Consider the following 15,527-nt stretch of genomic DNA (forward strand, 5'->3'; position numbering starts at 1 on the left):
CCGGGGGCACTGACATTCCCCGTTGCGTCGTCGGGCAGCGGGTGTGGACTAAGAACAACGCACCAAAATCTGTGGATTAGCATTCGTGCGGGCCGGCTGGGGGCGGTTCGGCAGCCACGTGAATCGATGCAGAAAGGCGCGCCGCCGTTGATCCGGAAGCTCGGTGGGAGGTCCGGCCGACGCCTAGATCGCCGGCGTGTGGGGCAGGACGAGGCTGAGCAGGAAGGCCCAACCACCGGTGAGCCGGCGCGCGGGGTCCCGCGGGGCGGGCAGGGCGGGGGTGGGTCCGGAGAGCACGAGGAACAACAACGACCCGACGGAGACCCCGCCGAGCCAGAACCAGGCCCACCGGGTCGCTCGCCAGGGTTCGGGGCCGGCGATCAGCACGTACAGCGAGCCGAGCCACACGACGAACATCAGGGAGGAGACCCACGTCGGCACGGACCACCCGAAGATGGCCGGAGTGAAGCTGAAGCCGGAGGGGAAGCCCGACTGGACGACGTGGACCGCGGGGTCGCGGATGGCGACCTCGTGCGCGACGTCGTCCGTGGTGACGGCCTCGTCCGAGGGGGGCGGGCTGACCATCTCATCCGCACCGCTCGAACCCTCGCCATTCGAACCCACGCCGCTCGAACGCACGACCTGGACGGTGGCGATCCGCGGCACGTGGCCGGACCGCCAGTGCACCTCGAGCTCGGCGTAGCCGGTCGAGCCCGGCGGCAACCCGCCGACCAGGTGCACGCTGGCGACCTCACCGGCAGCCACCGACGCGTACAGGTCCTCGAGGGTCGAGGGTCTTTCGTGCAGCACGTACCCCGACACCGCGGCCACCAGCCACAACCCCGCCAGGGCGAGCCGCAGTGAGGTCCATGCCTTCGAGGTGTCGCGTGGCGCGACGACGATCGGGGTGTCGGTCGTCATCGCCGTCGGTCCACGGTCGCCACGCTAGCGCGGCCCGTCAGCGCCGTGCCGTCAACGACGCCCTCGTGTCGGCGGGGCAGCGGGGGGACGAAAAAAGTTCGTGGCCCTGACCTGTGATGGATGTTGAGAAGACACCCGGCAGGACGAGACCACGAACCGCGACAGAGCGTACGCGGTCTCGGCGCGGGCGACAGCACCAGCACTCGCCCCTCGGGCCTGCTCGAGGTCCACGTGCTGACCCGAAGGGGCTCTCTATCTGCGCATTTACCGCAATCGGGCATCACGCGCGACTCGGCCGGCAGCAGGCATGGGACGCTTCGACCACGCCCGGTCCACCCACCGAAAAGAGAGCCCGTCCCCATGGTCGTCTTCGCCTGGATCGCCGTCATCAGCCTCGTGCTGCTCGTGGTGACCGCCTTCCTCGGGGACGTGCTCGACGGCGTGCTCGACTCGATCGACTTCACCGGCGGGTACCTGTCGAGCGCGTCGCTGCTCGCGTTCACCGGCACGGTCGGGTTCGCCGGCTGGGTGTCGATGTACGCCGGGCTCTCCGTCTTCGCCGCGGCGGGGATCGGCCTGGGCTGCGGACTCGTCGTCGGGGCCGGGGCGGGGCTGCTCACGCGCGCGCTCGTGCGCTCCCCGACCGGGCACCAGATCACGTCGGCCGACTACGTCGGCGCGCACGCGACAGTCGTCACCGCGATCCCGGACGACGGCTACGGCGAGGTCACCATGACCCTGTCGGGACACCCCCTGAAGTTCGCCGCCCGGTCGAAGACGCCGGTCGACGTCGGCGAGCAGGTCGTCGTCACAGCGGTTCTGAACGAAGCCACGGTCATGGTCGCTGTCGCCGTCGCGCCCTGACCTGACCCCCGAAGCCCCGGACTCATCCGCCCAACCCAAGGAGCTCGACCGCTCGTGTTCTCCAACCTCTCGCCCGTGGCGCTGAGCATCGTCGGCATGTCCGTCGTGCTCGTCGTGCTCGTCGCAGCCATCATCAAGCGGTACCGCGTCGCCAAGCCGTCCGAGGCGTTCGTCATCACGGGCCGCAGCGCGAAGAACGTCGAGGACCTCTCCGGTCAGCGCGTCGTGACCGCCGGCGGGGTGTTCACGCTCCCGTTCGTCCAGCAGCTGACCGTGATCGACCTGTCCAGCCGCCGCATCTCGCTCACCGTCGCGGGCGCGCCGTCCATCCAGGGCATCAAGCTGAACGTGACCGCAGTCGCCGTCGTGAAGGTCGCCAGCTCCGCCGAGTCCATCCGGGCCGCAGCGCAGCGCTTCGGCAACCAGCAGGACCAGATCGACCCGTACACGAAGGACCAGCTCGAGGGCGCGCTGCGCGCGATCATCGGCAACATGACGGTCGAGGACATCATCGGCGACCGCCAGAAGTTCGCCCAGCAGGTGGCCGACGCCGTCACGCAGACCCTGGCCAGCCAGGGTCTCGCGCTCGACACCTTCCAGATCGCCGAGGTCGCCGACACCGGCACCGGCACGTACATCGCCGACATGGCCCGGCCCGAGGCCGCCGCCGTCCGCCAGCGCGCCATGATCGCCGAGGCCGAGGCCCGCCAGATCTCCGAGCAGCGTCGCCTGGCGGCCGAGAACGAGATCCAGAACGCCCAGCAGATCGTCGACGTCCGCGCCGCCGAGATCCAGGCCATCACCGACAAGGCCAAGTCCGCCGCGAATGCCGCCGGCCCGCTGGAGGCCGCCGCACGCCAGCAGGACGTCCTGACCGCACAGGAGAAGGTCGCCGAGCGCCAGGCCGCGCTGACGGAGCGCCAGCTGGACACCACGGTGCGCCGTCCGGCCGACGCCGAGCGCTACCGCCTGGAGAAGATCGCCGAGGCGAACAAGACCACCGCGATCCTCGCCGCCGAGGCCGCGAGCGCCGAGGCGCGGTTGCGGGGTGAGGGCGAGCTCGCCCGTCGTACCGCCGAGGCGCAGGCCGTCCGGCTCGAGGGTGAGGCCTCGGCCTCCGCCCGCGAGGCGATGGGTGCCGCCGACGCGTCCGCCCTCGACGCGAGCGCGCAGGCGTACGGGAAGTACTCCACCGCGGCCATCCTGTCCCTGGTCATGGGCACGCTGCCGCAGGTCGCGCACGAGCTGGCCGCGCCGATGTCGGCGATCGACACCCTCACGGTGATCTCGACCGACGGGGCTTCCGCGCTCCCGAAGGCGGCCGTGAACAACTTTGCGCAGCTCTCCGCGCTCACCGGGCTCGACGTCCCGAAGATCATCCAGGGCCTGGTCGCCGGGAACAGCGGCCTCGCCGGACTGGCCGGTCTGCCCACCGGGGTCAACGGCGCCGCGCACCCCGAAACGCCGAGCGCACCGATCGCGCCCGCGCCGGTGCTCAACTAGCGGGTCCGGGCATGGAAGGCTGATCGTCGTGATCCCCGCGGCCGAGCAGACAGTCACGAGGATCGCGACGACGTCGTCGGGCGGCGACCTCACCGGCCTGCGCCGCCTGCTCGGCGGGGCCGACGTCGAATGGCTCGTGCTGCGGGTGCGTGGCCAGATCGCGACGGGCCACACGAGCCCGCTGTCGGGCACGGTCCAGCTGCGCAAGCCGACCGATGCCCAGCGCGCGGGGGCGCTCCGCCTGGTGGGGCCCCCGCGCCGCACGAGCGAGATCCTGCGCGTCGACCTCGGCGCGCTGGAGGACCTGCTCGGCCGGGGCACCTGGACCCATGGCCTGGCCGACGCCGTCCTGGCGCTCACCGGCCCGGTCGCGACCTGGCCACGGGAGAACGACGTCGTGGACGCCGCCTGGGTGCGGGCCGCCGCGGGGCTCACCCCCGCGCTCCTGGCGTTCCCGGCGCTGGAGACGTGGTGGCGGACGTGGTGCGCGGACGGTCGGCTCAAGCGGGCCGCCGGGTCCGACCCGGTCGCGGCCCGACGGCTCGCCGCCGACGCCGCCGCCTGCCTGTGCGCCCTGCCGACTTGTCGCGAACCGCTCGCGGTCTTCGCGCGCCGCATCACGGGCGACGCGCACGCGCTCGATCGCACGCGCCCCCTGAGCAACCTGCTGCTCGAGGCCGTCCGCGCGCTCGCCCCCGGCGCGACCGGGATCTCCTCACGGCGCGAGACCTGGGCGAGCGTCGGCCTGCTCCCGTCGACCGTGTCGGCGACGGTCCTGGGCCTCGGCATCCCAGGGGATACGTTCGCCCGGAACCGGGGGGTCGTCGAGGCCAGCGCGACGGCCACAGCCCTCGACGCCGGTCGCGCCGCCCGGATGCCGGTCGTCCTCACCCTCGACCAGGTCCGCTCCGGTGGTGTCGGTGTGGTGCCCGCCGGGGGCGTCGTGCACGTCTGCACCAGCCCGAGCATCGTCGGCGCCGTCGCGGCCGAGGCGTCCCGCCGGGTCGGTCCCGGCACCACGCCCTCGCCGGCCGACACAAACCCGATCCTCGTGTGCACCGACGGCCCGCCGGGGGCCGCGGTCTTCGAGCTGCTCGAACGACTCTCAGGCGCCGGCGCCGAGGTGCGGTTCCATGGCGACTTCGACTGGGAAGGGCTGCGGGCCGGCTCGGCTCTGGCGGAGCGCGTCGCGTGGACGCCGTGGCGGTTCAGCGCCATGGACTACGCCCAGGCCGTGGCGGCTCTCGTCGTGGGCGAGCTGGCCGAGGCGACGACGGACCGCGAGCAGCTGACCCTGCGCGGCGCGACCGCGACGTCACCGTGGGACCCCGCTCTCGCCACCACGATGGCAGCCCGGGGCGCGGTGATCGAGGAGGACGACGTGGCCGGCTGGCTCGTGGCCGACCTGCTCGACGCCAGCGGGTTCGACGACGTCCCGCTCGACCAAGACCCGCTCGACTGAGCCGGCGCGAGCCCCGCCCGACCCGGCCTCCTGCGGCAATCGTCCTACTTGTCCGTTTGTGACGTACAGTCCATCATCGCGATCTCCCGCGATGCGTCGATCCTGACGCCCGTGCTCCGCACGAAGGAGAACGCGCGTGCCACACCCCCCAGCACCGCCGGTCCGCGCCAGATCGCACGACATCGCCCTCGACCGCGAGCGCATCCGCCGCCGCCGGGTCTACCGGCTGGCCGCCGTCGTGATCGTGGTCGAGGCCTACCTCATCGTCATGCCGCTCACCGGCCGCCAGCCGATCCCGCCGATGCCGACGATCGACCCGCTGGTCATCGCGCCGGTCGCGTTCTTCGTCGCGCTGATCGCGCTGCTCGTGGGCACGCAGGTCATGGCCGGGCGTTCGCCGCACCTGACCTACCGCCCCGAGCAGATGGACGTGACGCTCGACGACGTCATCGGCATCGACCCGATCAAGGAGGACGTGCAGCGGTCGATCGACCTCTTCCAGACCCACCGCCGGTTCGCCGACCAGATGGGCGGCACACCACGCCGCGGCCTGCTGTTCGAGGGCCTGCCCGGCACGGGCAAGACGATGACCGCCAAGGCCATGGCCGCCGAGGCCGGTGTGCCGTTCCTGTTCGTCTCCGCGACGTCCTTCCAGTCCATGTACTACGGCGCGACCGCGAAGAAGATCCGGTCGTACTTCGCGGCCCTGCGCAAGGCCGCGCGGGCCGAGGGCGGCGCGATCGGGTTCATCGAGGAGATCGACGCGATCGCCACGCGGCGCGGGGGCGTCCTCGCGGCCGACGACGGCTCGGGCGTCGGGTCCGGATTCGGGTCGTCGCTCCGGCACGGCCGTTTCCCGGGTCTGGTCCGCAACGCGGTGGTCAGCGAGGGCACCGGCGGCGTGGTCAACGAGCTGCTCGTCCAGATGCAGTCCTTCGACGAGCCGACCGGGCTGGCCCGGCTCGCCAACAGCTTCCTCGCGCAGCTCAACCTGCTGCTCCCGGCCGACCGTCAGCTCAAGCAGAGCAAGCCCGTGCGCGCCCCGATCCTGCTGATCGCCGCGACCAACCGCGCCGACTCGCTCGACCCCGCCCTGCTGCGTCCGGGCCGGTTCGACCGGCTGCTCACCTTCGCCGCCCCGGACGTGCACGGTCGGCGCGCGCTGGTCGACCACTTCCTGGCCCGACGCGCGCACGACGTCGAGCTCGACGGGCACGACCTGCGTGACCGGCTCGCCGCGTCGACGAACGGCTGGACGCCGGTGATGATCGAGCACCTGCTCGACGAGGGCCTGGTCAACGCGGTGCGCCGCGGTGCCAGCGCGATGTCGTTCGTCGACGTCGAGCGGGCGCGGATCACCGAGATGGTCGGCCTGGGGCAGCCGGTGCGGTACTCGAGCGCCGAGCAGACGCTGATCGCGACGCATGAGGCCGGTCACGCCGTCGTCGCCTGGCTCGTCGCGCCGACCCGGACCCTCGAGGTGCTCACCATCGTCAAACGGGGCGCGGCCCTCGGGCTGCTCGCACACGGCGACGGCGAGGAGGTCTACACCCGCTCCTCCGACGACCTGCGGGCGCTCGTGCAGATCGCCATGGGCGGGCTCGTCGCGGAGGAGCTCTTCTTCGGCCAGACCTCCACCGGGCCCGCGAGCGACCTCGCCGCCGCCACCCGGACCGCCGCCCAGATGGTCGGGGCCGCGGGCATGACCGGGTCGCTGGTGTCGTTCATGGCGACCGGTCAGGACCTGGTCGCCGCCGTCCTCGGGGACCGGGCGGCGCGCGCCCAGCTCGAGGGGCTGCTCGACACCGCCCGCGACAGCGTGCGGCTCCTGCTCGCGCGCAACCGGCACCTCGTCGAGGCGCTGCGGGACGCGCTGCTCGAGCGGCACGAGCTGATCGGCACCCAGATCACGGACGTGCTCGAGAACGCGAGCGCGGTGGCCCGCGACAGCCTGCCGACCACCCGGTAGCGCACACTGCTCCTCATGCGCAACGCCACCCGCTGGGAAGACCGAGCCAACGCCGACCCGAACCACTCGCAGTGGTACATCGAGCGGTTCCGCCGCATGGCCGCCGACGGGGCCGACCTCGCCGGCGAGGCGCGCACGATCGACGCGATGATCCCCCGCGGCTCCCGCGTGCTCGACGCCGGTTGCGGCCCGGGCCGCGTCGGGTCGGAGCTGGCCGCGCGCGGGCACACCGTGGTCGGCGTCGACGTCGACCCGGTGCTCATCGAGGCGGCCCAGGCGGACCACCCCGGGTCCGCCTGGCTGGTCGGCGACCTGGCCGAGCTCGACCTGCCGACGCGGGGCGTGCCGGAACAGTTCGACATCGCCATCTGCGCGGGCAACGTCATGACGTTCCTCGCCCCCGGGACGGAGGTCGAGGTCCTGCGCCGCCTGGGCTCGCACGTCCACGCGGACGGGCGCGTCGTGGTCGGGTTCGGCGCCGGGCGCGGCTACGCGTTCGAGGAGTTCTTCGCCGACATCGAGCAGGCCGCCCTCGGTCTGGACGGGGTCTTCTCGACGTGGGACCTGCGGCCGTTCACGGACGCGTCCGACTTCGTGGTCGCGGTGCTGATCCGGGCGGGCGGCTGACGGCAGGACCGGGTCGCGACGGCCCGCGAGCCGCCGCGAGCCACCTCACGGCCACGCGCGCAGCGCGGCGCGGGCGAACGTCGCACCGTCGCGCGTCGTCGGCCCGTTCCACCCGTCCCCCACGGCCCGCGGCGCGAACGCCCCGAGCCGCTCCAGCACGCCGATCGTCTCGCGCGCGTCCCCGCGCACGTCGGCCACGGTCATCGGCTCGCCGTCGAACCGCTCCCAACCGATCGCCGTCATGACCGCGGCCTGAGCCGCGGGACCGGCACCGGCGGCGATGGCCAGCAGCGCGACGAGGCAGGCGTCGTGCCCGTAGGGCGCACCGCTGAGCGGCAGCCGCGTCGCGAGGTGCCACCACAGGCCGACCGGGTCGTCCGCCAGCTTCACGCCCGCCTTCGTGGCGTGCACGCGACCCCGGGCGACCCGCAGCAGGCCCAGCTTCTGCGCCGCCCGGCGGAACTCGAGCACCGGATAGGTCTGGCTCTCGCGGCTCGGGGCGCCGAACCACTCGTCGGTGATCCCGATCGCGTCGGCGACCGCCACGACGTCCGCCGGGCGCAGGTACCCGGCGTCCGTCAGCGGCAGGCCTCGGGCGCCCACGTGCCGCACCAGCCACGCGAACGGCGCGACCATCCGCTCGGCCACCGCCGTGTCGATCAGCACGGGGCCGTCGAGCCGGGCCCGCGCCAGCATGTCGGCCAGGTCGAGCTCGCCGGGACCGTGGGCCCGGCGCACGAGGTCCGCGATCGGCTTCGGCAGCGGCGGGCGCGCGAGCTCGGCATTCACCTCGTCGAGGTCGAATCGCGCGGCGGCGTCGGCGATCCGCGACCGGGGGACACCGGGGAAGTAGTGCTCCAGGAGTCGGTCCTGCGCCGCACGCTCGTCCGGGTCGAGCGTCGTGGGCGTCGCCGCGGCGGCCACGAGCTCCTGGTAGTTCCACACCCCGCCGCAGTCCTCGGGCGGGCAGGCGCCGGCCCCGTCGAGGCAGCGCGCGGGCGCGCCCACCGCATAGCGCGACGGGGAATCGCCGTCGGGCAGGGGACGCACAGCGTCCAGCCGGACCGTGTGATCCCAGCCGTCGCCGAAGTCGTAGGTGTACAGCACGCAGTCGCCGACGTCCTGGACCAGCTCGTCCAACCGGACGTCAGCCTCGGGCACCCCGGACTCGCCCTCCTCGAGGTCCGCGGCTGTGAGGAACCGCTCGAGCATCGGGTCCTGGTACGAGTCGCCGGACGCGAACTGGTGCAGGTGCGAGTCGGTCCAGCCCATGGCCACCTGCAGCACGGTGTGCAGCGCGTCCAGGCGGAGGTCGCTGGCGACCTCGAGCTGGCGCCAGATGCGCGGGTCGGCGTCGTCCAGGTCGATCGTGAGCACGAAGGTCGCCGGCTCCGCGCGGGGTGGCCGACGACGTGTCGTCGGCTCTTGGGCGGCTCCGTCACGCCCCAGGCCGACCACCTGAGCGGCAAGGTCGCGCAGCTCGTTGAGCCCGAGGCCCGCGATGACCGCGTTGAACTTCGACTCCAGGTCGCTCAAGTCACCAGGCTCGTCCTCGCGGGGCGTCATCGACCCATCTCAGCAGATGACGCCCGTGCTGCGCGCGCCGCTTGCGCCCGCGTCCCAGCCAGATCAGACGATGAACGCGCCCGCCGTGGCCTGCAGGTCGACCGAGAGCCGGGAGAGCTCGGCCACGGAGTTGCCCATCTGAACCCGGATGCCCGCCAGCCCGGCCGACGAAGTCGCCCCGGCTGTGATCATCGCCGCGATCTTCCCCGACCCCGCCGCCGCGTCGCTCACCGAACGCGACATCTCGTTGGTCGTGGCGGTCTGCTCCTCCACCGCGGACGCGATGGTCAGCTGGAAGTCCTTGATCGACGCGATGATCGCCGAGATCTCGCTGATCGCGGACATCGCGTCGGCGGTGTCGACCTGGATCGCCTCGACCCGTCGGGTGATCTCCTCGGTCGCCCGAGCGGTCTCCCGGGCCAGCTCCTTGACCTCGCCGGCGACGACGGCGAACCCCTTGCCGGCCTCGCCGGCCCGGGCTGCCTCGATCGTGGCGTTGAGCGCCAGCAGGTTCGTCTGCTCGGCGATGGAGGAGACCGTCTTGACGACGTCACCGATCTCCTGCGACGACACCCCGAGCCGCCCGACGGACGCGTTCGTCGCTGCGGCCGCTTCCGTCGCCAGGTTCGCGACCTTTGCCGCCTCGTGCGCATTGTCGGCGATCTCCCGGATCGAGGCGCCCATCTGCTCCGTGCCGGCCGCCACCGTCTGCACGTGGACCGACACCTCCTCCGCCGCGGCCGCCACGAACCCGGCGTGCGCGCTGGTCTCCTGCGATCCCGCCGAGACCTTGGCGTTGGCGAGCGCGAAGCCGGCCGCCTCGGCGGCGATGAGCTGAGCCGCTGCCTGCATGGACGTGGTCGATCCGCGCAGCTGGGCCGCGGCGCGATCGATCGCCGCGGCAGCTCGACCGAGCTCGTCGCGCGAGGCCAACCCGGTGCTCCGGGTGAGGTCCCCTGTGGCGAGGCCCTCGGCGACGAACTCGATCCGCGCCAGCACCGCCCGCTCCCGACGGGCGAGGGACATCCCCGCGGCAAGGGAGAGCACCGCACCGACTGCTGCCACCGAGAGGACGAGCGGGTCCGGGCCGGCCTGGATCGCGAGCACGACGAGCGCGAGGACAGACCAGACGACCGCGCCCATGATCTTCGTCAGGGACGACAGGTTCGCCAGCCGGCCGCCGCGACCGCGCGGCTCCGCCGCGGGGCGAACCCCGGCCTCCGTCGCCCGTCGCGCATCGATGTCGAGCTGTCCGGCCATGGTTTCCCCCTGAGACGGTGCACGTGCGGATCTGCCGTCCACTTCGGCCGTGCGGGAGGGCATGTGAGGGAATCTCGGCGACGCCGGAGGATGGCTTCGAGACGTGTGTCAACAGAGGGCGCGCGCGAGCCTTCTCAAGGAAATCCTCCGCAGTGTCGTCCGAGCGTGGCTCGCTCGACCTGCCGGCGGAGGCGTCAGCGACCGACCGTCGGTCGTTCGGTCGGTGCGTGCTCGCCGGTCCTCGACCCGAACGGCCACCCGGAGCGCAGGCTCGGCATGGCGTCGTCGTCGAGCGGGACCCAGTGCGTGACGGGGGGAGGCGAGTCCGCCGCAGCGGTGGAGGGCGTCACGGTCCCTCGCTGGGACGGAAGATCGCCCTCTGCGGGGTCGAGAGACGGCGTGGCGGGCCGCTGCTGACGGGCCCACGTGGCCTCCGCCTGGAACTCGTGCAGGGCATCACCGCCCGCCGCCAGGAGCTCGGCTCGATCCCGCCCCTGCGGACCAGCGGGGACGGCAGCGACGGCAGCGACGGCAGCGACGGCGGTGAAGGCAAGGACAGCAGGGACAGCACCCGCAGGCGCCACGGGCGCGGGGGCGGCAGCACCGTCCACCGGGACCGCCTCGGCCGTGCGATCGACAGCCGCATCAGCGACCACGACGTCGACTTCCGGGCCCGACGACGGTCGGACGTGGCGCCCCGCGCGCCGGACCAGCGCCACCGAGGCGACGGCCGAGGCGAGGACGGCCAGCCCGGAGAGCGCCGCCCAGCGGGACGACGCGCCGTCGGGCACCAGGACCGCGAGCACTCCGAGGCCGATCACAACAGCGACGAAGCGCCACTTCCACGCGCTCGTGCGGCGATTGGTGGCCGGAACGGCGGTCGTGTCGTGCATGGAATCCTTCTCCGGGGTGGACCGCGATCCGAGCGCGGGCAGGTCTCTATCGTGGTGCCTATCGGGGCAAACGGTGGCGGCATGAGCGATCCGGCACCGATTTCGCCCGCTCGCCGAGGAGTGTCGGAGCCTGTCACTACCCTCGCCTCATGTTCCTTCTGAGCGACGGCGACCTCGTGTACAGCGCGAGCGACCTCGCGAACGCCGCGACGTGCGAGTTCGCCCTCCTGCGCGCGCTCGACGCCAAGCTCGGGCGCATCGCGCCGCTCGAGCTCACGGCCGACGCGATGCTGGCGCGCGCCGCGACCCTCGGTGACGCGCACGAGAAGTCGGTTCTGCAGGGGTACCGCGACACGTTCGGGCTGTGGGACCCGGTAGCCGGGACGGGCGTCGTCGAGATCGCGCGGCCCGGTGACGGCCTGGCGACGGATCGGAGCGCCCTCGAGGCCAAGCACGCCGAGACCCTCGCCGCGCTGCGCACGGGCGCCGACGTCGTCTACCAGGCCGGGTTCTTCGACGGCCGGTTCGGGGGCTGGGCCGACTTCCTGGTCCGCGAGCCCGACCGCTCTGGGGCCGCGCCGGTCTACGCCGTCTACGACACGAAGCTCGCCCGGCACGCGAAGGTCACGGCCCTGCTCCAGCTCGCGGCCTACGCCGACCAGCTGATCACCGCCGGCGTCACGCCCGCCGACCAGGTCCACCTGGTGCTCGGCGACCGCAGCACGACGAGCCATCGCCTCGCCGACCTGCTGCCGGTGTACCGCGACCGCCGCGCCCGCCTGCAGGCCCTGCTCGACACCCACCATGCCGCCGGCGCGGCCGTCACCTGGGCCGATCCGCACTACCCGCACCTGCGCGCGTGCGGGCGCTGCGAGGTGTGCACCCCGGAGATCGTCCGCACCCACGACCTGCTGCTCGTCGCGGGGATGCGCAGCACGCAGCGGACCCGGCTGCGCGAGGTCGGCATCACCACGATCGACGAGCTCGCCGCGGGCGCGGACGCGACGGGTAACCAGACGGACACCGAGGTGAGCACGAGCGCAACGGTCAAGATCGGGGCGGCGACATTGGCCAGGCTCCGGGCCCAGGCCGCGCTCCAGGTGCGCCAGCGGGAACGGGCGGACGGCGCGGTGGAGCATGACCTGTTCGCCCCCGAGGTGGTGCGCGCCCTGCCGCCGGCCGACCCGGGCGATCTGTTCTTCGACTTCGAGGGCGACCCGCTCTGGGCGGAAGCCGGATCGACGGACTGGGGCCTGGAGTACCTGTTCGGCGTCGTCGAGCAACCGACCTCACCGGGCACCGAGCCGGTCTTCCGGACGTTCTGGGCGCACGACCGCGCACAGGAGAAGAAGGCACTGCTCGACTTTCTCGCCTACGTGACCGCACGCCGGGCCAGCTACCCGGACCTGCACATCTACCACTACGCCGCCTACGAGAAGACCGCGCTGCAGCGCCTGGCCGGGCGGCACGGCGTCGGGGAAGAGGCGGTGGCCGACCTGCTGCGCGAGGGCGTGCTGGTCGACCTGTACACGACCGTGCGCGCGAGCCTGCGCGTGGGTCAGGAGTCGTACTCCATCAAGAAGCTCGAGCCCCTGTACATGCCACCGCGCACGGGTGACGTCACCAACGCGGCGGCGTCGATCGTCGAGTACGCCGACGCGTGCGCCGTGCGGGACGACGGGGACCTGGACGGTCCGGACGGGTTCACCGCCAGGATGCAGCGCATCGCCGACTACAACGAGGACGACTGCGTCTCGACCCTGCGCCTGCGCGACTGGCTCCTCGCCACGGCGGCCGGCCTGCCGCCGGCCGCGGCGAGTGACGTTCCCGCGGGAACGCCGGACGCTGCGGAGGCCGTCGTCGTCGATGCCCTGCCGCCCGAACGCGACGAGACCGCCGAGGCGCTGCTCGCCCTCGTCGGCGACGGACCGGCCGCCGAGCGGACCGACGACCAGCAGGCGATCGCGATGCTCGCCGCGTCGCTCGGGTACCACTGGCGCGAGGAGACGCCGTTCTGGTGGGGGCACTTCGACCGGTTGCGTTCCGATCCCCAGGACTGGACCGAGCCGCGCGGCACGCTGGTCGTGGATCACGCCGAGGTGCTCGAGGACTGGGCCGTCCCCCCGGGCAAGCGCAATGCCCGACGCCGCCTGCGCCTGACGGGCAGGCTCGAACCGGGCAGCGAGCTGCGGGCCGGGGCCGAGGTCGTGACGCTGTTCGACGCCCCGCTCCCCGAGGCCGCGAAGGTCGCCACCGGTGCGAGCCGGGGCTGGATGACGGGGGGCAAGGTCGTCCGGGTGACCGCGGGTGCGATCGACCGCGGCGCCGCCGAGCAGGACGTGCTGATCGTCGACGAGTCACTGCCGGCCTCGTTCGCCCGGCACACCGAGACACCGATGGGCCTCGGACCGTCCGCGCCGCCCAACTCGGCGTCGGTGCGCCAGGCGATCCGAGACCTGGCCGACGGAGTGGTCGCCACGCTGGCCGCAACGCCCGGAGAGATCACGCTGCCTGACCAGAGCGCCCTCGACCTCCTGCGCCGGGTGCCGCCGCGCACGCTCAGCGGGCGACCGCTGCCCGCCGTCGGCGACGGAGGTCACGCCGCGATCGAGGCGATCACCACAGCCCTGCTCGACCTCGACCACTCGTATCTCGCGGTGCAGGGCCCGCCCGGGACGGGCAAGACGTATGCCGGCTCGCACGTGATCGCCGGGCTCGTCTCGCGCGGCTGGCGCATCGGCGTCGTGGCGCAGTCGCACGCGGTCGTGGAGAACATGCTGGCGGCCGTGCGCGCCGCGGGCGTCCCGGCCGTGCAGGTCGGCAAGAAGCCGGCGCAGGGTGCGGTCGCCCCCCTCGGGATCGCGCCCTGGCAACCGCTCAAGGACAACCGCGCGTTCGACGCGTTCTACGCGGCGCAGGCCGAGGGGTTCGTGGTCGGCGGCACGGCCTGGGACTTCACGAACGCCCAGCGGCTGCCCGCCGAGGGTTTCGACCTGCTCGTGATCGACGAGGCGGGGCAGTTCTGCCTGGCCAACACCGTCGCGGTCTCGGCGGCGGCCCGCAACCTCCTGCTGCTCGGCGATCCGCAGCAGCTGCCGCAGGTCAGCCAGGGCAAGCACCCCGAGCCCGTGGACGGCTCCGCGCTCGGCTGGCTGGCTGACGGTCACGAGACCCTCCCGGACACGCTCGGCTACTTCCTCGCGCAGACCTGGCGAATGCACCCGGACCTGTGCCGGGCGGTGTCGCGCCTCTCCTACGAGGGACGTCTCACCTCCATGCCGGTCACTGCCGAGCGCGCGCTGGAGGGCGTGCTCCCCGGGGTGCGGACCGTTCTTGTCGAGCACGCCGGCAACGCGGTGGCCTCGATCGAGGAGGCCGACGAGGTCGTGCGGCAGGTGACCGCCGTCGTCGGCCGACCGTGGCGGGACGGCGAGGAGCGCCCGCTCGCGCCGGCGGACGTCGTCGTCGTGGCCGCCTACAACGCGCAGCGGTGGACCATCCGGCGCGCGCTGGACCAGGCCGGGCTCGCCGCGGTACGTGTCGGCACGGTCGACAAGTTCCAGGGGCAGCAGGCACCGGTCGTGATCGTGTCGATGGCGGCGTCCTCGGCCGAGGACGTACCCCGCGGCATGGAGTTCCTGCTGTCGCGCAACCGGATCAACGTCGCGATCTCCCGCGGGATGTGGTGCGCGATCGTCGTGCGATCGCCGGCGCTGACCGACTACCTGCCGACCCGGCCCGACGGTCTCGCCGAGCTCGGTGCGTTCCTCGGGCTGCGCGACGACGCAGGCGGTGCCAGGCTTGACGGGCGAGCGGTGCGCCGGCGTGATGCGGAGGTCTCGGGGTGAAGGTCGACCTCAAGAAGTCCCTCGACTCCTTCCAGGCCAAGCACGGCGTCTTTCGGATCCTCGAGGTACCCGTGCTGCAGTACGTGATGCTCGACGGGCACGGCGACCCGAACGCGTCCAGCGACTTCGCCGAAGCCGTCGAGGGGCTCTACCCCCTCTCGTACGGGCTGAAGTTCGCGAGCAAGCGCGAGTTGGACCGCGACTACGTCGTCCCGCCGCTCGAGGGACTGTGGTGGGCCGAGAGCGAGCTGGCCTTCACCGCCGAACGGGACAAGTCAGCGTGGTCCTGGACCCTGATGATCCTGGCGCCCGACTGGATCACCACGGAGCTGTTCGCCGACGTCCAGGCGCAGGTCGCGGCGAAGAGCGACCTGTCGAGCCCGGCCAGGGCGCGGTTGGAGACGCTCGACGAGGGCCGATGCGTGCAGACCCTGCACCTCGGTTCGTTCGATTACGAGGGGCCGACGCTGGACGCGATGCACCACGATTTCATCCCGGCCCACGGCCTGACGATGACCGGCAAGCACCACGAGATCTACTTCAGCGACTTCCGCCGCGTCGAGCCGGCAAAGTTCCGCACGATCCTGCGCCAGCCGGTCGGGCCCGCCTGACAG

The 15,527-nt window shown here is 72.8% G+C and carries 11 protein-coding genes; 7 read left to right on the forward strand and 4 right to left on the reverse strand.

Going from position 1 to position 15,527, the window contains the following annotated elements; genetic code table 11:
• Positions 1–183 precede the first annotated feature (183 nt).
• The gene (locus tag VTA80_RS08315) at positions 184–921 is read right to left on the reverse strand and encodes a hypothetical protein (protein WP_407344917.1); all 738 of its coding nucleotides are present in this window, start codon (positions 919–921) and stop codon (positions 184–186) included.
• Positions 922–1,281: 360 nt separating this feature from the next.
• Between VTA80_RS08315 and VTA80_RS08320 the strand changes: the two genes are divergently transcribed.
• From VTA80_RS08320 to VTA80_RS08340, 5 genes are all read left to right on the forward strand, one after another.
• Positions 1,282–1,785 carry a hypothetical protein gene (locus VTA80_RS08320; protein ID WP_407344918.1) on the forward strand — a complete coding sequence of 168 codons (504 nt, stop codon included), beginning with the start codon at positions 1,282–1,284 and terminating at the stop codon, positions 1,783–1,785.
• 54 nt (positions 1,786–1,839) lie between these two features.
• Positions 1,840–3,288 carry a flotillin family protein gene (locus VTA80_RS08325; RefSeq protein ID WP_407344919.1) on the forward strand — a complete coding sequence of 483 codons (1,449 nt, stop codon included), beginning with the start codon at positions 1,840–1,842 and terminating at the stop codon, positions 3,286–3,288.
• Positions 3,289–3,316: 28 nt separating this feature from the next.
• Positions 3,317–4,750: a TIGR02679 family protein gene (locus VTA80_RS08330; RefSeq protein ID WP_407344920.1), complete on the forward strand. Its 1,434-nt coding sequence runs from the start codon at positions 3,317–3,319 to the stop codon at positions 4,748–4,750.
• A 136-nt stretch (positions 4,751–4,886) separates the two neighbouring features.
• On the forward strand, positions 4,887–6,719 hold the full coding sequence (locus tag VTA80_RS08335; RefSeq protein ID WP_407344921.1) for an AAA family ATPase: 1,833 nt from the start codon (positions 4,887–4,889) through the stop codon (positions 6,717–6,719).
• A gap of 15 nt (positions 6,720–6,734) precedes the next feature.
• Entirely contained in the window at positions 6,735–7,346 is a 612-nt protein-coding gene (locus tag VTA80_RS08340) for a class I SAM-dependent methyltransferase (RefSeq protein ID WP_407344922.1), read from the forward strand.
• Positions 7,347–7,391: 45 nt separating this feature from the next.
• Here VTA80_RS08340 and VTA80_RS08345 read toward each other — a convergent pair whose 3' ends face one another.
• From VTA80_RS08345 to VTA80_RS08355, 3 genes are all read right to left on the reverse strand, one after another.
• Entirely contained in the window at positions 7,392–8,882 is a 1,491-nt protein-coding gene (locus VTA80_RS08345) for a plasmid pRiA4b ORF-3 family protein (RefSeq protein WP_407344923.1), read from the reverse strand.
• 93 nt (positions 8,883–8,975) lie between these two features.
• Positions 8,976–10,172, reverse strand: coding sequence for a methyl-accepting chemotaxis protein (locus VTA80_RS08350; protein ID WP_407344924.1), 1,197 nt, complete (start codon positions 10,170–10,172; stop codon positions 8,976–8,978).
• A gap of 194 nt (positions 10,173–10,366) precedes the next feature.
• Positions 10,367–11,065: a hypothetical protein gene (locus VTA80_RS08355; RefSeq protein ID WP_407344925.1), complete on the reverse strand. Its 699-nt coding sequence runs from the start codon at positions 11,063–11,065 to the stop codon at positions 10,367–10,369.
• A gap of 149 nt (positions 11,066–11,214) precedes the next feature.
• On the opposite strand from VTA80_RS08355, the gene VTA80_RS08360 reads away from it, so the two are divergent.
• Both VTA80_RS08360 and VTA80_RS08365 read left to right on the forward strand, forming a co-directional pair.
• The gene (locus VTA80_RS08360) at positions 11,215–14,913 is read left to right on the forward strand and encodes a TM0106 family RecB-like putative nuclease (RefSeq protein WP_407344926.1); all 3,699 of its coding nucleotides are present in this window, start codon (positions 11,215–11,217) and stop codon (positions 14,911–14,913) included.
• On the forward strand, positions 14,910–15,524 hold the full coding sequence (locus tag VTA80_RS08365) for a GyrI-like domain-containing protein (protein ID WP_407344927.1): 615 nt from the start codon (positions 14,910–14,912) through the stop codon (positions 15,522–15,524). The genes VTA80_RS08360 and VTA80_RS08365 overlap by 4 nt, the downstream gene beginning before the upstream one ends.
• Positions 15,525–15,527 lie beyond the last annotated feature (3 nt).

The sequence above is a fragment of the Pengzhenrongella phosphoraccumulans genome, from assembly GCF_045689905.1.
Taxonomy (GTDB): domain Bacteria; phylum Actinomycetota; class Actinomycetes; order Actinomycetales; family Cellulomonadaceae; genus Pengzhenrongella; species Pengzhenrongella phosphoraccumulans.